The organism is Bacillus oleivorans (assembly GCF_900207585.1).
GTDB lineage: Bacteria > Bacillota > Bacilli > Bacillales > JC228 > Bacillus_BF > Bacillus_BF oleivorans.
Genome location: NZ_OAOP01000001.1, coordinates 134,160 through 155,072 on the forward strand (window position 1 = coordinate 134,160; position 20,913 = coordinate 155,072).

Below are 20,913 nucleotides of genomic sequence, written 5' to 3' on the forward strand. Positions count from 1 at the left end.
GAGCTTTTTTATATGAATCACTTATTCCCCAAAACTATCTATATTTCAACAATAAAAGACATTTTTCATTGAAGGGTTCGCATTTTTCGCAACGAATTTTTCTTTATTACTTTAAATCGAGAGGTATAAAAATGAATAATGAGACGGGGGTGCTAGAGATGGAAGGGACTATTGCCAAGAGTAAAAGCCAGCTTGTAAGTGAGTTAGATGTATACCTTTTTCATGAAGGAACACTTTATCAGGCTTATCAAATGCTAGGGGCACATTTCGTTACGTCTGAAGAAGTAAAGGGTGTTCGCTTTGCGGTTTGGGCACCGAATGCCAGAAAGGTTTCGGTGGTAGGAGATTTTAATCGCTGGGATGGGTCTCATCATCAGATGGAACGGATTCCTCAATCAGGGATATGGGTGCTATTTGTCCCCGGGCTTCAGGAAGGAGAACTATACAAATATGAGATTATAACCCCTGATAATACGAAGGTGTTAAGGGCAGACCCATATGCATTTTTCTCAGAAGTCCGGCCCAATACGGCGTCTATTGTTCACCGGCTGGATACATATGTTTGGCGGGATGACAAATGGATGCAGCAAAGAAAAAAAATAGATCATTTTAAAAAGCCGATGCTTATTTATGAACTTCACCTTGGTACATGGAAAAAGAAAGCTGATGGCGAGTTATATTCTTACCGGGAAATAGCCGGCGAACTCATTGATTATGTGGTTTCCTCTGGTTTTACTCACATCGAAATCATGCCTATTATGGAGCATCCGTATGACCGTTCCTGGGGTTACCAGATAACAGGTTATTATTCAGTAACTAGCCGATTTGGCACTCCTGAAGACTTTATGTACTTTATCGATCAATGCCATCAAAAAGGGGTTGGAGTGATTTTGGATTGGGTCCCTGTACATTTTTGTAAAGATGCCCATGGACTCGGACGATTTGATGGGACACCGCTCTATGAACCTATTGATCCGCGCGAAGCAGAAAGGCCCCATTGGGGAACATATAGTTTTGATTATAAAAAGCAAGAGGTTATTAGCTTTCTCATATCCAATGCAATGTTTTGGCTAGACGTATTCCATCTGGATGGATTTCGCGTTGATGCCGTATCATCCATGATTTATTTAAATCATGATCGGAATCACCATGAACCTATAAAAAATAAGAATGGCGGAGAGGAAAATTTAGAAGCCGTCGCGTTTACGAAAAAATTAAATGAAGTTATTTTTAAGCATTATCCCGAATGTTTAATGATTGCCGAGGAAGCAACGGCGTGGCCGCTAGTAACTGCTCCTACGTATTCAGGGGGACTGGGGTTTAATTATAAATGGAATATGGGCTGGGTGAACGATTGTTTACGTTATATGTCCTTAGAAGAACATGATAGACCGCACCATCACAATCTATTAACCTTCTCATTTTTCTATGCCTTTTCCGAAAACTTTATTCTTCCTCTTTCGCATGATGAATTGGTTTATGGGAAGAGATCGCTTTTAAATAAAATGCCGGGAGACTATTGGAAAAAATTCGCGAATCTGCGCGTGTTTTACGGCTATTTTATGACTCATCCCGGCAAGAAGCTATTATTTATGGGCAGTGAATTTGCCCAGTTTGATGAATGGAAGGATGAAGCCGGGCTTGATTGGAATTTGTTTGAATATGAACCGCATCAGCAATTTTATGATTATATAAAAAATCTCCATCAATTTTATAAGGATACTAGTTGTTTGTGGCGGCTAGATCATGAACAGGAAGGGTTTGAGTGGATCAATCCACATGATTCCGGGCAATGTGTCATATCTTTTATGAGAAAGGGGAAACGAAAAGGGGATTACTGCATTGTTGTCTGTAATTTTTCATCTCGTGTTTACCATAACTATCGCATAGGGGTTCCGGCGCTCGGAAGCTATTTGGAAATGCTCAATAGCGATTCACCAGCATTTGGAGGCTCCGGTCAATGTAATCCTCATCCAATCGCAGTAGAGAATCAAGCCTATAACAACCAGCCATATAGTATGGAAATCACGGTTCCTCCGTTAGGGGTTACGATTTTTATGAAACAGACAAAAAAAAGAGGGGGAAAGTGAATGCAGGCCATAAAAAAATGTGTAGCCATGCTCTTAGCAGGGGGGCAAGGGACCAGATTGGGAGAATTAACGAAAGGACTGGCTAAACCTGCTGTTCCATTCGGGGGAAAGTATAGAATCATTGATTTTGCCTTAAGCAATTGCAGTCATTCCGGAATCCAATCAGTAGGGGTTTTAACGCAATACGAACCTCATCTATTAAATGCTTATGTTGGAAATGGGTCAACCTGGGATTTAGATCGGAAATTTGGCGGTGTAGATGTTCTTCCGCCTTATAAGGGGCATGATGGAGGACAGTGGTATATGGGAACAGCCAATGCTGTGTTCCAAAATATTCATTATATTGAACAAAAGAACCCTGAATATGTTCTCGTTATTTCTGGTGATCACATCTACAAAATGGATTATAACCGTCTGCTCCAATTTCATTTGGAAAAGGGTGCAGATGCGACTATTGCAGTCATTGAGGTTCCGTGGCAGGAAGCAAGCCGGTTTGGAATTTTAACGGCAAATGAAGAAAATCGAATTACAGAATTTCATGAAAAACCAGCACATCCAAGGAGTAACCTCGCGTCCATGGGAATCTATATCTTTAATTGGAAGCTGCTGAAAGATTATTTAATAGCCGATGAAAAAGATCCGCTTTCCTCTCATGACTTTGGTAAAGATGTGATTCCAAAAATGCTTGCCGATCAGATCAATCTATTTGCCTGCAAATTCAGCGGGTACTGGAAGGATGTCGGAACCGTTCAAAGTCTCTGGGAGGCACATATGGATTTGTTAGAAGAAAATCCTGAATTGGACTTATACGATACAGACTGGAAAATTTACTCTGTAAATGCCAATTTGCCTCCTCATTATATTGCACCAGGAGCTCAGATTAAACAGTCATTAATCAATGAAGGCTGCAGAATATACGGCAGTGTGATTCGTTCGGTTCTGTCTCATAATGTCCAGGTCGGATCGGATACGGTGATTGAAGATTCGGTGATTATGCCCGATGTTACGATTGGAAACAACGTAATCATTGAAAGGGCCATCATTGCAGGCGGAACAGTAATTGAGGATGGAGTAAGGATCGGTTCCTCTAATACGCATGATGAAATTATTTTAATTGGAGAAAATCAGCGGATAACAAGTAATATTCAAAAAGCATTGTAGGACGATCTAAATAAAGATTACGAACAAGGAGACGGGTAAGATGAGAGACGTATTAGGTGTGATTAACTTAATGAATGAAAATCAATTTTTAAAAGAATTGACCACATCTCGGTGTTTAGCCTCTGTTCCATTTGGAGGACGCTACCGATTAATAGATTTTACCCTGTCTGATTATATTCATGCCGATATTACTCAAGTGGCGGTGTTTGCCAAAGAAAAATATCGGTCTCTTATGGATCACCTTGATTCCGGCAAAGAATGGGACTTAGACCGGCATACAGGAGGGTTATTTATTTTGCCTCCGCTTCATCCCGGGGAAAGAATGAGGGGGGATCTTCAACAGTTTTTTGATCATATTATGTTTTTTCAAAGATCACCAGCTGACACAGTTATTATCTCTCCAGGTCATCATATCTGTGAAATGGACTATACCGATCTCATTGACTTCCATAACCGAAATAATGCCGATATAACGGTTGTATATAAGGATTTTAACGGAACACCGGTTTACAAACCAGTCTATCACCAATGTTCAATCGACAATAATGAAAATGTGACCGATATTCAGTTGTACACAACTCCGCAAACGGGGGACCTTGTATGTCTTGAAACCTATTGTCTTAATAAAAATCTTTTAGTGGATTTAATCTATAGGTGTGTGGAAAACGATGAATACGACTTATTGAAGGATGCCATAAAGGCAAACCTTCATTACTATAAAGTAAAAGGGTATCGCTTGCCTGGCGAAATGCTATTTATGCATTCAATGGAAAGTTTTTATGAATGCAATATGGCTTTTTTAAACCCAAAGGTGATGCAAGCTTTTTTTAATGATAAACGAGATGTATTTACGAAAATTAAGCACGAAGCTCCTGCTAAATACGGCCATTGCTCAAAGGTATCACACTCATTGGTTGCGAATGGCTGTGAAATTCAAGGGGTCGTAGAAAATAGTATTCTTTTTCGCGGGGTAACCGTACAAAAAGGAGCAGTCGTTAAAAATAGTATTATTATGCAAAAAAGTGTGATTGAAGAAGGAGCATACGTTGAAAATGTCATTACGGATAAGCAGGCTAAAATTACAAGGGATAAGGTAATAAAAGGACCGAGAGTCATTAAAAAGGCAGAAACGATTTAAAAGGGAGGTTTGAAATGAACGTTCTATTCGCTGCATCAGAATGTGCCCCTTTTATCAAAACGGGCGGTCTCGGGGATGTAATCGGTGCGCTGCCTAAAGCGTTACAGAAACTTGGTGTAGAGGTATCCGTGATTTTGCCTAAATACAGCGACCTCCCTTTCTGGTATAAAGAGCAAATGAATTTTGTAACAAGTATTGAAGTGCCGGTGGGCTGGCGGATGCAATATTGCGGTATCGAAACATATGAATGGGAAGGGATCACGTATTATTTTTTAGATAACGAATACTATTTTAAAAGACATGGAAGCTACGGCTTTTTTGATGATGGAGAAAGATTTGCCTTTTTCTCGAGGGCTGTATTAGAAGCCATTCCCTATCTTAAAGTAAAACCAGACCTTATCCACTGTCATGATTGGCAAACTGGACCGATTCCGGTATTGTTAAAGGCCCATTTTAAAAAACACCCCTTTTATTCTGAGATTAAAACGATTTTTACGATTCATAATCTCCGATATCAGGGGGTTTACCCCAAATCCGTTCTTTGGGAGCTGCTCGATTTAAGTGAGCTGTATTTTCATATGGATGCATTAGAATTTCATGGACAAGTCAGTTACATGAAAGCTGGACTTGCGTTTGCAGATTATATAACGACGGTAAGTCCAACATATGCCGCAGAAATACAAATGCCATATTACGGTGAAAATCTAGATGGATTTTTAAGAAAACGAAGTCTGAAATTGCGTGGAATTATTAATGGGATTGATACCGAAACATATGATCCAAGAACAGATGCAGATATTTTTACCCCGTATTTCAATTATGAAGGAAAAGTAAAAAATAAGATCATGCTTCAGCAAGCCTTAAAGCTTCCAATAGACAGCGATATCCCTATTATTGCAATGGTGACACGGCTTGTCGATCAGAAGGGAATTGACCTTGTCCTCCATGTATTCAGGGAAATCATGAGTCACAGCGTCCAATTTATTATTCTTGGAACAGGAGAAGAACGTTATGAAAACGCCTTTCGGGCATTAGCTGAAGAATTTCCGAAGCAAGTGTCGGCTCATATTTATTTTGACGAAACCCTGGCAAGAAAGATATATGCAGGGTCCGACCTATTTCTCATGCCATCTCAATTTGAACCATGCGGAATTGGTCAGCTTCTCGCTCTTCGCTATGGCACCCTCCCTATTGTAAGAGTGACAGGGGGACTGAAAGATACGGTAGTTCCATATGATGAGTTAAAGGATCTCGGAAATGCCTTTAGTTTTGCGAATTATAATGCCCACGATATGCTTTATACGGTTGAACGGGCTCTTATGCTTTATCGATTTCAGCCCAATACATGGAAGAAGCTTGTTTCTCGGGCGATGGAACAAGATTTCAGCTGGCAAGCTTCCGCGTATGAATACAAGCAGCTATATCAATCGTTATTGCCTAAGGGATCAATGGAACTTGTCTGATTTATTAATAAAACGCTATTTGACAAAAAATCTCACCTTTTATAAATGTATATGGTCGTTACATGCTATTCCACTCCGTAATTGGAAATACTACTTAGTATCATCCGTTATGGAGTGATTATTTTGCATTATGGACCTTGGTGTTATGGATCTCTATTTGGCATTGCCATAATCTTATTAATTATTTCCTGTAAGAAAGCAAAAACTAAAAGGGTTTTTCTTCTGTTTTTTGCCGTAACTGGTTCACTTCTCTTTTTTGATTACTTGATTTATGTTTGGGGTGAAGCCTATCAATATTACCCAAATATTATAAGAGGAAAGTATGATTCGAAACTGGGGAGTTATATAAATGCTGTGATTATTGCTTCTACGGCTACTCTTTATTCTGTATTTCAAGCTGGCAGACTATGGAGTCTCGGGTTAGCGATTCTTTATACAATGATTGAAATCCTTTTTCTCAGAATAGGGGTCTATCAACATCATTGGTGGAAGTTCTGGTATACCCTTATTTTGTTGTTTGTTTTCTTCCCTGTGATTAAGGGCTGGTGGAATCGCATTAACTATGCACATCGAAGCATTTTATCCCTATTAACGCTAATTTGCTGTTTTTACGCAATTCGTATAATCCTTGCTTTTTTCCAATACGGGCTATTAGAGGTCAGAACCTTTCATGTGGAATCGATTGTAAGGATTGGGAAAGAGAGTATCGCACTAAATTCGCTGATTTTATTACCCGTCAGTATATTCCTCTCTTGTTTAATTTTCTTCAGAATAAATAAAACCTGGCTTTTAATCGGAATCGTTCTCTCTTCTATAATAGATTTAGGATTTAAAAGTCTTGGGATGATTAGTGCCCGGGTACCATGGGATTGGATGTATTACCTGGCAGCAGATTGTGTAAGCGTATTGGCTGTTATCTATTTTGCTAAAATGTTAAAACAAGAGGAAAGGCTGCCCTTCAATAGGTAGCCTTTTAAAAGTTTTAAGTAAACAACCTAATAGTATTAGTAAAAGAATTATTTATTGCTTTATGACGTATGAATTTCGCTCATTAAAGCATGGGTATTTCCCTCTGAATCGTTAAAAAACGCCATCCAAGTTTCGACATCCCCCATCTTAGCTATCAAATGCGGTTCGTCAATAAACGTAACCCCTCTTTCCATCAAAGACTCAAAAGATTCTTTGAGGTTATCTACCTCAAAATAAATGACTGAACTAGGATGGGCAAACTGCTCCTGCTCTGGCAGACTTAGAAATAAACGAATGCCGTTGCACTCAAAGAACGCGAGATTCCCGGTCTGAAACAGGAAAGGGAGCTGAAGGGATACCTGATAGAAATGAATAGCCCTTTCCAAATTTTTAACGGGTACTAAGATTTGCCTGACGTTTTTAATGTCCATATGATTCATCACTCCTATATAAGCTTACAAAATAAATTTCTATAAACATGAACCATTCTCCTTTAGTCGCTAATCTTATGTATTTCAGGGTTATGAACCCATTTTTAAAAAATGGTGGACAATCACACGTTCGCATTCCGGCATATTTCATACCTTATAGGGAGCCAGACTTTAAGGAGGATGAAATATGTTTGGATATTCCATGGTTCAAATGGTTCGTACGAATGCTCATAAACTGGATCGGCCATTACGCGAAAAAGTTCTTAACATGTATAAACCGTTTAAAATGACTCCTTGTATTCTTCATAATATGTTCGAGAGCTTTTTGAAAAAGACTCGAAAGTTTCCTGTCATCATAGAGTTTGAGAAAGATCATTTTGAAGAAGGCTGCCTGCAAATCGGCCAAGTTGTTCAATCTAAGGCAAGATGTAAAATGAAAAATACATTTCAAGTAATCTCATGCAGCAGTGCTGAGGTTACGCCAGATGCTTTAGAAGAAATCCTAACAAGCTGCAGTCATGTCCGTAAAATTTACCTAAATCGTGAAGTAAAAGCTTTTTTAGACAATGCAGTATCATCAGCAAATGCAAAAAATATAGAGAGAAATGGGACCGTTCTTACCGGTAAAGGAGTGACGGTGGCGGTTATTGATACAGGTGTATATCCGCATACAGATCTTGAGGGAAGAATTGTAGACTTTGTAGATTTTGTTAACGAAAGAACGGACCCTTATGATGACAATGGTCATGGCACTCACTGTGCCGGGGATGTGGCGGGAAATGGCGCAGCTTCCTCCGGACAATACGCAGGTCCAGCCCCAGAAGCTAACATTATTGGTGTTAAAGTATTGGATAAAATGGGCTCAGGTTCGTTAGATACGGTGATGCAAGGAGTCGAATGGTGTATTCTCTATAATCAGAACAACCCGCAACATAAAATTAATATTATCAGTATGTCATTGGGGAGTACGGCTCAGCCATTTGAAAATGAAAATGATGACCCAATGGTACAAATAGTGGAGAGAGCTTGGGACGAAGGGATTGTTGTATGTGTAGCGGCTGGAAATGAGGGACCTGAGGCGAGAACAATCGCTAGTCCGGGGGTAAGCGATAAAGTGATTACTGTTGGAGCCTTAGACGACCGTGATACAGCTGCAAGAGAGGACGATGATGTAGCTAGCTTCTCAAGCAGGGGTCCATCAATCTACGGGGAATCAAAACCGGATATTTTAGCCCCGGGGGTTAATATAATATCTCTGCGATCTCCTAATTCATTTTTAGATAAGCTGCAAAAAACAAGTAGAATCGGAACAGAGTATACTGTAATGTCCGGAACCTCAATGGCGACTCCAATCTGTGCAGGAATTGTGGCTTTGCTGCTTCAGTCCAATCCGAACTATACCCCACAGCAAGTAAAAGATTCATTAAAAAATGGAGCGGATATGTGGAAAGACCGTGATCCTAATGTATATGGAGCCGGTTATATCAATGCTGAAAAATCAATACCGTAACATTTTCGTTAAGTAAACGAAACGGGCCAGGTGACTGAGCCCGTTTTTTCCTGTTTAAACAGCGATTTTTTTTCGATTTAATCTTTTCTAAACTTCCTCCTGCAATTGAGCCTATAATTTTAGATTTATAGAAAAATAAAAAATTGATAGAATTAAAGTAATAGAATGATAATGACTTTTCAGAAAGAAGGCTATTGCTCATGGAAAAAGCAATTCAGGTTTTTAGGGGGCCATATTTAGAAAGTACTCACGATATCCATATTGCCGTTGTAAATACAGATGGGGAACTAATTTTTTCTTATGGAGATCCTAATCGATTAACCTTCCCCCGTTCATCAATAAAACCGTTTCAAGCGGTCCCGGTTGTTGAGACTGGTGCAGCAGATGCATTCCGATTTGATGTGGCAGATCTTTCGCTAATTTGTGCCTCTCACAGTGGCGAGGCGATCCATCGCAATCGGGTCATGGACATTTTAGAAAGATTAGAACTTGAAGAAGGTGCACTTCAATGTGGCACGCATATTCCAAGAGATTTGGAGAGTTATAAAGAACTGATTAAGCGTGGCGGTGAATTGACACCTGTATTCAGTAACTGTTCTGGAAAACATTCAGGAATGCTGACAGCCGTTGTTCATATGGGGGAGGATATCCATACTTACCGCGACATTGATCATCCCCATCAGCAGCGAATTCTTCAAGCCATCGAAGAAGTATGTCAATATCCAAAAGAAAATATCGATATCAGTGTAGACGGATGCGGGGTACCGGTCCATCGCCTCCCTCTCCTAAATACGGCGTTAGGCTATGCCAGATTAGCTAATTCTTCGGCAATGGAAAATAAGGAAAGAGCAAGAACGCTTGAAAGAATTCGAAAAGCAATGACTTCTTCTCCTGAGATGGTCGGAGGGAAGGATCGCTTCGATACGGATTTAATGAGGGTTTTCGGTGGGCGAATCGTTGCAAAGGCAGGTGCAGAAGGAGTCCAATGTTTGGGAGACTCTGAAACTGGGCTTGGTATAGCGATTAAAGTAGAAGATGGGAATGCCCGCGCTACCAGTGTAGCGACGATGGAAGTATTAAAACAATTGGGTATTGGGGATGCAAACATTTATGCCAAACTAGGGCATTATTGGAACGCACCGGTATTAAATGCCAGAAAAGATCAGATTGGTGTTATTAAAGCCAATTTTCAATTAGTTAATCAATCAAAAATTAGTAACTGAAAATCTAATTTTTATTTCATATAAAAAGGTAAGCACGGGGGAATAGGTCCGTACTTACCTTTTTTTATACTTTAAGAAAGTATAAAATTTTAGCAAAGTAGCAAATTCGACGTAGCTAAAATTTTTAGGAATAAAGTATAAGTGCGGGCTTGCAATCGCCTGCGCCTAAAGGCTTGGCGCTAGCCAAGTTTTCTTTATCTGTTTCGAACCTTTCTTACGACTACACTATAACTATTATATTTTGTAACCATTAGTGCACACATCGTAATTGCTGGTTCGGTAATTTATAGCTAATTTAGCATAAACTGGGTCCATAGTATTTATTTAACTCAATCAATAGTAGGGCTTAAGATATTTTTTTAAAATAATTTAAGTCATTTGAATTACGCAATGATAAGGGAATGGTTGCGCTTACAATATCATTTAAATATTCAATCAATTAAAAAAACTCTCAAAAATACTCTATTCAAATGAAAAATAGTGTGATAGAATCCTATATCAATGAAGCAATTATTTAAGTTTTCGGAATATTTTAGCATAATTTTACAATAAGGGAGAGTTCAGTCATGGTCTATACATTAATTACAAATGGAACCTTAATAGACGGAAATGGCGGTCCGCCACTTGCGAATGCTGCCGTTTTATTTAATGGAAATAAAATCGAGGCTGTCGGGAAAGCATCAGAAGTGGCAGCTCCATCTGATGCAACCGTTGTAGATGCTCAGGGCGGTTTTATACTTCCAGGTTTCATTGATACTCACGTCCATATGATGATGGAAGTTGGCAAGCTAGAAGAAAGATTGACCACTCCCTTCTCTTATCAGTTTTATCAGGCGATTCAATATATGCAAAGGACCATTAATGCGGGAGTAACGACTGTTCGTGATGCAGGTTTTACAGATGCCGGTGTTAAAAAAGCGGTCGAAGATAAAATTGTTGTTGGTCCAAGAATGCAAATCAGTATAACCCCGTTAACAACAACAGGTGGCCATGGTGACCAATGGATGCGTTCCGGTGTTGATATTACAAATCATGGGTATCCTGGCGTTCCTGACGGAATTTGTGACGGGGTAGAGCAGGTTCGGCAAAGGGCTCGTGAGGTATTGCGCGCGGGGGCTGATATTATTAAGGTACATGCTACAGGTGGAGTTTTAAGCCCAACAGATCACCCTGAATTTACTCAGTTCAGTCAGGAAGAATTAGAGGTCATTGTTCAGGAAGCAAAATTTAGACGCGGGTTAAAGGTTATGGCCCATGCACAAGGGGCAGAAGGAATTAAAAACGCAGTCAGAGCAGGGATTCATTCGATTGAACACGGTATTTTCCTGGATGATGAAGCAATCGAATTGATGCTTGAAAAAGGAACCTATTTAGTTCCGACATTACTTGCTCCAGTTTCGGTTCTAGAAGCAGCCGAGCGTGATGGATCCATGCCTGAATATGGGGTGCAAAAGTGTAGAGAGGTTATTGAGTTCCATAAGCAAAGTATTGCCAAAGCCTACAAGGCTGGTGTGAAAATTGCAATGGGAACAGATGCAGGTGTTATGGCCCATGGAACTAATCTTCGTGAGCTTGGCCTAATGTGTGACATCGGAATGTCCCCAATGGAGTCCATTGTAGCAACAACAAAAACAGCTGCTGAATGTATGGGCTGGGAAGATAAAGTTGGGACAATTGAAGTTGGCAAGCTCGCTGATGTTGTCATTTCCCAAACTGATCCGTTAGCAGATATACTTTCCCTTGAAAACAACGACAATATCGTAGCTGTTTTTAAAGATGGCGAACTTGTTAAAAATACACTTAAAAAGGTAGCTGTAACTCAAGGTTAAAAAACCTGTTGTCTAAAGCTGTCCGGTCAGGGCAGCTAAACTTTTAACTATTCACTGACATGCTTTAAAGTGTTGAATTAAAAACTCCGGATACTTCTTAAGTTTAGAATAAAACACGCAACCTTATGAAGGAGGTTTTTACAATGACAATTACCGATCCTACTATTGCAGTACTCCTTGTATTAGGAATAATGGTAATAGGTGAAATCATATCGATACTAACAAGAGCACGAGTTCCGATGCTGCTTGTGGCGATGCTCGGTTATATGCTTTTAATATGGACGGGGGTATTTCCTAAGGATATCCTTGAAACATCGACTCTGACTATTTTTGGTTCTTTGATGGTAGCTCCGCTTATCATTCATTTGGGAACGATTATTCCTTTTAAAGTATTAAAAGGGCAGGGGAAGACGATATTAATTGCTCTTACGGGGATGCTGGCAGCTACACTATTACTCCTTGCTATTGCTGCTCCAATTTTCGGGTATGAAACAGCCGTTTCGGCAGCTGGTCCAATAGTGGGAGGAACTATTGCCTTTTTAATTACAACAGAGAAGCTGACAGAAATCGGTATGTCTCATTTAGTCGCCATTCCAGCGCTTATTGTCGCTATTCAAGGTTTAATAGGGATGCCGATTGCTACATTCTTTTTACGGAAATTTGCCAATAGTGTAAAAGGAAAAATTAAAGAAGCTGGTTACGCTGAAGTTGCAGCAGCAGCAGAAATTCACGGTACTGCAGACACAAAATCATGGATTCCAAAAAAATATCAGACAAATATGGTTTTAGTATTCCAATTGTTCTTTGGCGGAGCTTTGGCCCTTTTCTTAGGAAATGTGACAGGAATTAACTTCAGTATTTGGGCTTTGGCAATCGGATTTATTGGAGCATATTTTGGATTTTATCAGCAAAACATGCTGGAACGTTCCAACTCATTTGGAATTGCCATGGTAGGACTAATCTTCTTTATTCTCGTACCAATGAACAACGTCACACCTTCTATGTTTGCAAAATCACTATTAATTGTCTTGGCTGTTATGGCAATTGGTATTATTGGCTTAATCGGAGGCGGATATATTACATCCAAATTCTTTAAATGGGACCCGAATAAAGGGATTGCAGTTGCTTTGACAGCCTTACTAGGATTTCCCGCAGACTACATTCTTTGCGAAGAAGTCAGCCGAAGTGTAGGGGAAACGGAAGAAGAAAGAAAAGCGATCTTTAATGAGATTGTAACGCCAATGCTAATTGGCGGTTTCACTACCGTTACAACGGCATCGATCGTAATCGCAAGTATCTTAATGAATACGTTATAGTCAGTTTGTGAAAAAGGACACCTGTTAAATTTAGCAGGTGTCCTTTTTGTGGGGATTTACTTTTTATGAATTATGACGTACATAATACAGAGGGAGAGCCGGAGAAATGTCCATCATAAAGGGGATGAAGGACAAATTCGAAACGAGAGCAAAGAAAAAGGGGCTGTCCAGAAAGGTCTGGTAACTGCCTTTTTAGTAGCCCATTTAATTTGTTTTTTTTAAGGTTGTGTTGAACTTGCCTGTTGATTTGCGCTTCAGGCGCTTCGCGGACCTTAGGGCGTGCCGGGGAGCCTCCTCGGCGCTTTAGCGCCTGCGGGGTCTCCCCTGCCCCGTACTCCCACTTTCCACTGCTACTTGATAAAAATACATTTTTCATTCGTGAAAAATTTTTCTGATTCAGATCACAACTACTGATATCGTGAGGCAGTGGAAATGAGTCTCGCGCCTTCCGCTCCAATCAACTTAGTTACAACATTAACAATAGGTAAAATATTTAAGCAGGAGCCACATGATCATTTTTTCGCTCCGAGGCTTCCACTACTACACTTGCGGATGCATCCCCTACAACGTTTACAGCTGTTCTGAACATATCAAGGAAACGGTCGATTCCGGCAACTAGGGCGATACCCTCGAGCGGCAGCCCCACAGCCGACAAGGTCATCGTGAGCATAACGAGGCCAGCGCCAGGGACTCCTGCGGCACCAATGGAGGCTAAGGTCCCGACCAGTGCAATCGTTAGAAGCTGAGTTACGGTTAAACTGGCATCGAAATATTGTGCGACAAACACGGCACAGAGTCCTTGATATATTGCTGTTCCATCCATATTAATAGTAGCTCCCAGCGGAAGGACAAAGCTGCTTGTTGCTTTGGAGACACCTAGATTTTCTTGTGTATTTTTCATAGTAACAGGGAGAGTGCCTGAGCTTGAGCAGGTACTGAATGCTACAGTCGCTGCTGGAAAAATGCCTTTAAAGAACTGGATTGGATTCATTTTGCCTAAAGATTTAACGGCCAAAGAATAAATGACTGCAACATGAATAATGACCGCCACAATCATCGCGAGGATAATTTTCATTAATGGCATAAGAACACCTAGACCATATTGTCCGACTACCGGTGCCATTAGACCAAAAATACCAATTGGAACTAAAACCATTACAATTGCAGTGATTTTGTACATCACTTCTGCAAGGCCTTCAAAAAACTGAAGAACCGGCGAGGCTTTTTCACCGACAAGTGTAATCGCTATTCCAAAAAAGATGGCAAAGAAGATAATTTGTAAAACTGCACCATTTGTTAGGGCTTCAACGGGGTTGGTTGGGATAATGTTTAACAAAGTAGTAATAATTCCATCTGAGTTTACCTCAGTAGCAGCGGTTTCCTCGACTGAAACGGAAAGCCCGGTTCCTGGAGAAAATACATAACCGGCTACAATACCAATGACAATAGCGATAAAGGAGGTAGCTAAATAGTAGACAATTGTTTTTCCGCCCAATCGGCCCAGCTTTTTGATATTGCCTGCGCCTGTAACACCTACTACGATTGTAGAAAGAATGAGAGGAACAATAATGAATTTAATAAGTCTCAGGAATAAATCGCCTAAAGGCTGAAAGAAGGATGCACGCTCCCCTAGAATAGCGCCTGCCACTACTGCCAGAACAAAAGCAACAATAATCTGCCAAACAAAACCTTTTTTCATTTCATCTCCCCTTCCTTAAAAATAGCAAAGAAATATCAGCTTGTTTGGATCTATCACCTCCACGTTTAAATATATATTCAAGCTGGAAATCAGGAATGACAAGTTGTTCATATCGTTACTATATTTATCACGTAAAGCAGGTACTAGATTTTTATTTACTGAGGTCTCTATTTTCCTAAGAATAATTTCCAGAAAAAGGCGGATAATAACATTGCTTTGATGTAAAAAATGGAAGGAGATTCAAATGGATGATCTGGTTTTAGCAAGGTCGCTTTTTGGCACAACAATGGGATTTCATATTATTTTTGCAACCCTTGGAGTAGGGATTCCCTTAATGATTTTTCTATCAGAAATCCTTTATCAAAAAACCAAAGACTCTGACTACGCTATTATGGCTAAAAGATGGACTAAGGGTCAGGCAGTTTTATTGGGTGTTGGAATTCCGACCGGCACTATCGCAGGTGTACAGCTTTCTCTTTTATGGCCTGGTTTTATGGAGGTGATAGGAAAGGTTATGTCACTTCCCTTTCAAATTGAAATTTATGCCTTTTTTATTGAGGCCCTGTTTATGTCCATTTATGTATATGCTGCAGACCGGCTATCTCCTATAGCGCGAATCCTTTCTGTATTTTTTGTTGTGCTCGGGGCGGCAATGTCTGCGATTTTAATTACAAACGTGCACGCTTTTGAAGGAACTCCTGCTGGTTTTCGGATTGAAAATGGTGAAATAGTAGATGTTGATCCATGGGCTGCCTTTTTTAATCCTAGTTTCTTCAATACTGCAGGACATGTTGCCGTATCCGCATTTACAACGGGTGCTTTTATCATTACCACTATAGCAGCCTATAAAATGATAAAGTACCGAAAGAATGAACGCCTATACATATTTCATCGAAAAGCTCTCTTGCTTGGCTTAACAATAGGAGGGGTTTTTTCATTACTTACCGCACTTAATGGCCATGAAGCCGCACAATTATTGCATGAGTATCAGCCGGAAAAATTGGCAGCAGCAGAAGGCTTATTTGAAACACAAAGTCATGCGCCGTTAGCTATAGGCGGAATCACCGATCCAGATACGCGAGAAGTAAAATACGGAATAGAAATCCCATGGGCCCTTAGTTTTTTAGCAGGGAACAGTTTTGATACGGTTGTCGTAGGCTTGAATGACTTTCCAGAAGAATATTGGCCGCCGCTATTTGTCCATACCTTATTTAATGGAATGGTGTTTGTTGGAAGCTTTCTGATTTTTATAGCCATGATTGGATTGGGATGGAGATTTATCTTAAAAAAGAGACAATTTCCAAATTGGTTATTATTTCCATTTATCGCGTCCGGGCCTCTAGCCTTGTGTGCAATCGAAATGGGCTGGATCTTTGCATGTACAGGCAGGCAGCCATGGGTTATCTATCGGATTTTAAAAACAGAAGATGTGGTTACGTCTTCAGGTCAGATTGGTACACTGTTTGTTTTATTTACCATCGTTTATATCATTTTAGGAATAGCAGTGGTTATGGTCTTAAATTACTATTTCAAAAGAAATCCTGTTGAAAAAGACATTGAAGCAGTTATAAGTTCATAAGGAGGCGAAACAATTGTCAACGGATGCACTTTTAGCCATCACGGTGATTTGGGGTTTTGTTTTTATTTATGCCGTGATGGCGACAATGGATTTTGGCGCGGGTTTTTGGTCCATGGTTTATATCAATAAGCCACAGACGAATGCGACCAATATCGCAAATCGGTATTTGTCGCCAACTTGGGAAGTAACAAATGTGTTTATTGTTGCGATTGTTGTAGCACTCTTTAGTTTTTTTCCAGGGGCTACGTTTATACTAGGCACGGTTTTATTGATTCCGGGAAGTGCCATTTTATTATTGCTGGCAATACGAAGCGGGTTCTTAGTTTTTTCCCATGTGGCAAAGGATTATCAAAAAGCACTTACTTATATATCCGGAATATCAGGCTTTATTATTCCGGGTATATTAATGCTTGTCCTCCCCATTACTCATGGAAAATACATAGAAATGGTGAATGGCAATTATGAGTTAAATCTTACTGCAGTCGTGACAAGTCCCAATATATATGCATTTGCAGGATTTGCCATATCCAGTACATTGTATTTATCTTCGCTTTTGTTAGCTGATTATTCCAACGCAGCAGAGGATTTAGATGCCTATAAAGTGTATCGGAGGGATGCTCTTATTATGGGGCCTATCTCCATTATCATGGCATTATTAATTATGTTCACGCTTAGATATGAAGCAAATTGGCTTTTTACAGAAATGATGGAAAACTTGCCTTGGCTATTCGGATCAGTTGGCATGTTTCTGCTCGCTGGTCTTTCGCTTTTTTTGCCATCCACACGTCATGCATCGATAAAAGGGCGTCCCCGGCTAGCTGTAATTGCTGCCACCATCCAATATTTTTTAGCTAGCTATGCCTATGGACAATCCCATCTACCTTATATGATCTATCCTGATGTAACGATTGAGTCGGGCTTTACTCATCCGGCAACTTTCCGGGCATTATTTGCTTCTTATATTGTTGGCTTCATCATTCTTTTCCCAGGGTTTGTTTATTTTTGGCGATTATTTATGAAAGATAGGCGATATTTAAAACAAGATAAAACCTAACTTGTTATAAAACTATATAAAAAATGACAGCAATCATTTATCATTAAAGCTGACTAACTAGGATTAGGAGGCTTAAAGGCATGATTCGCCGATTTTTTAGGTATTATAGGCCCCACAAAAAGCTGTTTATCATTGATTTTAGCTGTGCAGTAGTGGTTGCGGTTTTAGAGCTTGCCTTTCCTCTTGCTGTGCAATGGTTTATAGATGAGCTCTTGCCAAGTAACGATTGGTCAGCAATTATGTGGGTAAGTTTCGGATTATTCACCCTCTATATTATGAGTACATTCCTTCAGTACATCGTCAATTACTGGGGGCATAAGCTTGGAATTAATATTGAAACGGATATGCGTCAGCAATTATTTCAGCATGTGCAGAAGCAATCATTTCGCTTTTTTGACAATACGAAAACGGGCCATATTATGAGTCGGATTACCAACGATTTGTTTGATATTGGGGAGCTTGCTCATCATGGTCCAGAGGATTTGTTCATTGCCATTATGACCTTTGTAGGAGCATTTTGGATTATGCTCACAATTAATGTTAAGCTTGCACTCATAGCTATGCTGATTGTGCCGTTCTTAATTTGGCTTATTATTTACTGTAACTTGAGCATGAATCGGGCATGGAGAAAGATGTATAGTAACATTGCAGATGTCAATGCCCGTGTCGAAGATAGTGTTTCAGGTGTCAGGGTTGTTCAATCTTTTACAAATGAAGAATACGAGATTTCTAGATTCCGTGAAGATAATGGTAAATTCAGAAAGGCTAAGCTTACTGCTTATCGTGTAATGTCATACACCTCCTCCGGCACCTATATGATGACCCGATTTATCGTACTTGTAGTTTTGGTGGTCGGTGCGTGGTTAAGCTTCAATAATCAACTTTCATATGGGGAACTAGTTGGCTTTGTATTATATATAAACGTATTGTTTAAACCAATTGATAAAATCAGTGCGTTAATGGAGCTATATCCAAAAGGCATGGCAGGTTTTAAACGGTTTACTGAATTAATAGATACAGAGCCGGAGGTTTTAGATACAAAGGACGCGATTGAAGTCCACGGACTGCAAGGGAACATCACGTTCAATCAGGTCTCGTTTCGTTATGACGAGCATAAGCCGGTTTTAGAAGCAATTGATATGCACATTCAGGCAGGTGAAACCGTAGCTTTTGTTGGTCCGTCCGGGGCAGGAAAAACTACGATCTGCTCTCTGATTCCTCGGTTTTATGATGTCGACGAAGGCACTATTTCTGTCGATGGAATTGACATTAGAAAAATGAAAAAGCAATCGCTCAGGTCCCATATCGGGATTGTTCAGCAGGATGTCTTTTTATTTACCGGGACCCTTAGAGAGAACATTGCTTATGGTATGCTGGATGCGACGGACGAAGAAATTGAAGAGGCTGCGAGACGTGCTCATTTACAGGGATTCATTGAATCTCTGCCGCTAGGATATGAAACCCCGGTTGGCGAAAGAGGTCTAAAGCTCTCTGGAGGGCAAAAACAGCGGATTGCAATCGCTCGTATGTTTTTAAAAAATCCGCCGATTTTAATTCTTGATGAGGCTACTTCTGCACTTGATACAGAGACAGAGATGATTATTCAGCAGGCACTAACAGAACTGGCTCAAAATAGAACGACTTTAGTAATAGCTCATCGTCTTGCCACAATTAGAAATGCTGACCGGATTATTGTCGTCACAGAGGATGGTATTGTAGAACAGGGTTCATACTATGAGCTTGTTGAAAAAGGTGGCGTATTTTCCAAGCTTCATCATGTTCAGTATGCAAATCAGGTATAAGTATTAAAAAAGCGATGATTTCCATAACGGAAAATATCGCTTTTTTTCACTTTAAGAAAGTATTAAAATTTTAGCAAAGTAGCAAATTCGACGCAGCTAAAATTTTTAGGAATAAAGTATAAGTGCAACTAGGCAATCGCCGGCGCCTAAAGGCTTGGCGCTAGCCAAGTTTTCTTTACTGATAATAGAGAGAATACTTTCAAAGGAAAAATAAAATGGAAAAACATGCTTGAATAAACTAATAACATTAGTTAATATAAAACTAATAACATTAGTTTTATTGAAATGGGGAGATTAAAAATGAGGATTACAAAGGCAAAGTACTTATATCAATTAACATTCGTGCCGATGGCCTTTCCGGTTAATTGCTATTTAGTAGAAGAAGAGGATAGTTTAACCCTTATTGATGCGGCGTTACCATATAGCTGGAAAGGAATCTTAAAGGCAGCTAAACAAATTGGGAAGCCTATTAAAAGAATTGTTTTGACCCATGCGCACGGGGATCATCTTGGATCACTGGATGCATTAAAAGAACAGCTTCCTGAGGTTCCTGTTTACATCTCTGAGCGTGACGCTAGATTAATGAAGGGAGATAAATCGCTAGACCCAACTGAACCCCAGGAGCCAATTCGCGGAGATGTCCCCAGTAAACTAAGGACTCAAGCAGATGTTTTGTTGCAGGGAGGCGATACAGTTGGTTCACTTTTCACGATTTCTACACCTGGTCATACACCAGGATCAATGGCCTTTTTAGATCAGCGGACAAACTCGATTATTGCGGGCGATGCCTTTCAAACCAGGGGAGGTATTGCTGTCGCCGGACAGATTCGCCCGACTTTTCCATTTCCTGCATGGGGAACGTGGGATAAAAGATTAGCTGTCTCTAGTGCTGAAAAAATAATAGAATATAAGCCGGAATTACTTGCTGTCGGCCATGGAAAAATGATTGTTCAGCCTGAAGAGCAAATCATTCAAGCCGTTCGTATTGCGGAAGAAAATCTTCAACACAAGTAACAGGGGGTAGCGAAAATGTCACCAAGAAGGGGTTTAGATATACAAGTAATTTTAGAAACAGCAGCGGAAATAGCTAATCAAGAAGGGGCAGAAGCTATTACTTTGGCAGCGTTAGCAAAAAAACTTCACATTAAACCGCCTTCCCTTTATAACCATGTAGAAGGGCTTTCAGGATTACAAAAAAAATTAGCCGTATATGGACTGGAGCAACTGTTAAAGGAGTTAACAAAAGCCTCAGTTGGCCGGGCGGGGAACGAAGCGGTTCATTCATTAGCTGAGGCTTATGTTTCATTTGTCAGAAAACAGCCGGGTTTGTATGAGTTAACTCTAAAAGCACCTGGAGAAGGGGATTCTGATTATCATATCGTGGCAGAGCAGTTGGTAGAACTTCTTACAAGTGTATTCCGGGCCTATCATCTCAGAGAAGAAGCGGCGATTCATGCAGTAAGAGGAATTAGAAGTTTATTACACGGTTTTACATCACTTGAGCAAAAAGGAGGGTTTGGTTTACCGGTAGATTTAGATGTTAGTTTCCGTCTTATGATTGATACTTTTCTCGCTGGAATCAACCAGTCAAAAGAAATGAAAGGACAACCTCAATAATAGTCTTAACCGTAACGAAAAAATCATTTGAT

General features: G+C 40.0%; 16 protein-coding genes. 14 read left to right on the forward strand and 2 right to left on the reverse strand.

Annotated elements, in window-relative coordinates; all coding sequences use genetic code 11:
• Positions 1-158 precede the first annotated feature (158 nt).
• From glgB to CRO56_RS00635, 5 genes are all read left to right on the forward strand, one after another.
• The gene (gene glgB / locus CRO56_RS00615; RefSeq protein ID WP_097157178.1) at positions 159-2,090 is read left to right on the forward strand and encodes a 1,4-alpha-glucan branching protein GlgB; all 1,932 of its coding nucleotides are present in this window, start codon (positions 159-161) and stop codon (positions 2,088-2,090) included.
• Positions 2,091-3,251, forward strand: a complete 1,161-nt coding sequence (locus CRO56_RS00620; RefSeq protein ID WP_097156664.1) for a glucose-1-phosphate adenylyltransferase — start codon at positions 2,091-2,093, stop codon at positions 3,249-3,251. It begins immediately after the preceding gene.
• A 40-nt stretch (positions 3,252-3,291) separates the two neighbouring features.
• Positions 3,292-4,389, forward strand: a complete 1,098-nt coding sequence (gene glgD, locus CRO56_RS00625) for a glucose-1-phosphate adenylyltransferase subunit GlgD (protein ID WP_097156665.1) — start codon at positions 3,292-3,294, stop codon at positions 4,387-4,389.
• 14 nt (positions 4,390-4,403) lie between these two features.
• Positions 4,404-5,852 carry a glycogen synthase GlgA gene (gene glgA / locus CRO56_RS00630; protein ID WP_097156666.1) on the forward strand — a complete coding sequence of 483 codons (1,449 nt, stop codon included), beginning with the start codon at positions 4,404-4,406 and terminating at the stop codon, positions 5,850-5,852.
• Between the two features lie 123 nt (positions 5,853-5,975).
• On the forward strand, positions 5,976-6,821 hold the full coding sequence (locus tag CRO56_RS00635) for a hypothetical protein (RefSeq protein ID WP_097156667.1): 846 nt from the start codon (positions 5,976-5,978) through the stop codon (positions 6,819-6,821).
• 59 nt (positions 6,822-6,880) lie between these two features.
• On the opposite strand, the gene CRO56_RS00640 is transcribed toward CRO56_RS00635, so the two are convergent.
• Entirely contained in the window at positions 6,881-7,261 is a 381-nt protein-coding gene (locus CRO56_RS00640) for a VOC family protein (RefSeq protein ID WP_097156668.1), read from the reverse strand.
• A gap of 178 nt (positions 7,262-7,439) precedes the next feature.
• Between CRO56_RS00640 and CRO56_RS00645 the strand changes: the two genes are divergently transcribed.
• The 4 genes from CRO56_RS00645 to CRO56_RS00660 all read left to right on the forward strand — a co-directional run bounded on the left by CRO56_RS00645 (position 7,440) and on the right by CRO56_RS00660 (position 13,130).
• Positions 7,440-8,762 (forward strand): S8 family peptidase, encoded by a 1,323-nt coding sequence (locus CRO56_RS00645; protein WP_097156669.1) that lies wholly within the window; start codon positions 7,440-7,442, stop codon positions 8,760-8,762.
• Positions 8,763-8,962: 200 nt separating this feature from the next.
• Positions 8,963-9,985, forward strand: coding sequence for an asparaginase (locus CRO56_RS00650; RefSeq protein WP_097156670.1), 1,023 nt, complete (start codon positions 8,963-8,965; stop codon positions 9,983-9,985).
• A gap of 566 nt (positions 9,986-10,551) precedes the next feature.
• Positions 10,552-11,814, forward strand: a complete 1,263-nt coding sequence (locus CRO56_RS00655) for a metal-dependent hydrolase family protein (protein ID WP_097156671.1) — start codon at positions 10,552-10,554, stop codon at positions 11,812-11,814.
• Positions 11,815-11,957: 143 nt separating this feature from the next.
• Entirely contained in the window at positions 11,958-13,130 is a 1,173-nt protein-coding gene (locus CRO56_RS00660) for a hypothetical protein (RefSeq protein ID WP_097156672.1), read from the forward strand.
• Positions 13,131-13,623: 493 nt separating this feature from the next.
• On the opposite strand, the gene CRO56_RS00665 is transcribed toward CRO56_RS00660, so the two are convergent.
• Positions 13,624-14,829: a dicarboxylate/amino acid:cation symporter gene (locus tag CRO56_RS00665; RefSeq protein ID WP_097156673.1), complete on the reverse strand. Its 1,206-nt coding sequence runs from the start codon at positions 14,827-14,829 to the stop codon at positions 13,624-13,626.
• Between the two features lie 244 nt (positions 14,830-15,073).
• Between CRO56_RS00665 and CRO56_RS00670 the strand changes: the two genes are divergently transcribed.
• From CRO56_RS00670 to CRO56_RS00690, 5 genes are all read left to right on the forward strand, one after another.
• Positions 15,074-16,408 (forward strand): cytochrome ubiquinol oxidase subunit I, encoded by a 1,335-nt coding sequence (locus CRO56_RS00670; RefSeq protein WP_097156674.1) that lies wholly within the window; start codon positions 15,074-15,076, stop codon positions 16,406-16,408.
• A gap of 13 nt (positions 16,409-16,421) precedes the next feature.
• Complete coding sequence (locus tag CRO56_RS00675) at positions 16,422-17,462, forward strand: cytochrome d ubiquinol oxidase subunit II (RefSeq protein ID WP_097156675.1); 1,041 nt, start codon at positions 16,422-16,424, stop codon at positions 17,460-17,462.
• A gap of 80 nt (positions 17,463-17,542) precedes the next feature.
• The gene (locus tag CRO56_RS00680) at positions 17,543-19,264 is read left to right on the forward strand and encodes an ABC transporter ATP-binding protein (RefSeq protein WP_097156676.1); all 1,722 of its coding nucleotides are present in this window, start codon (positions 17,543-17,545) and stop codon (positions 19,262-19,264) included.
• Positions 19,265-19,564: 300 nt separating this feature from the next.
• Positions 19,565-20,278 carry an MBL fold metallo-hydrolase gene (locus tag CRO56_RS00685; protein WP_097156677.1) on the forward strand — a complete coding sequence of 238 codons (714 nt, stop codon included), beginning with the start codon at positions 19,565-19,567 and terminating at the stop codon, positions 20,276-20,278.
• 15 nt (positions 20,279-20,293) lie between these two features.
• Entirely contained in the window at positions 20,294-20,881 is a 588-nt protein-coding gene (locus CRO56_RS00690; protein WP_097156678.1) for a TetR/AcrR family transcriptional regulator, read from the forward strand.
• Positions 20,882-20,913 lie beyond the last annotated feature (32 nt).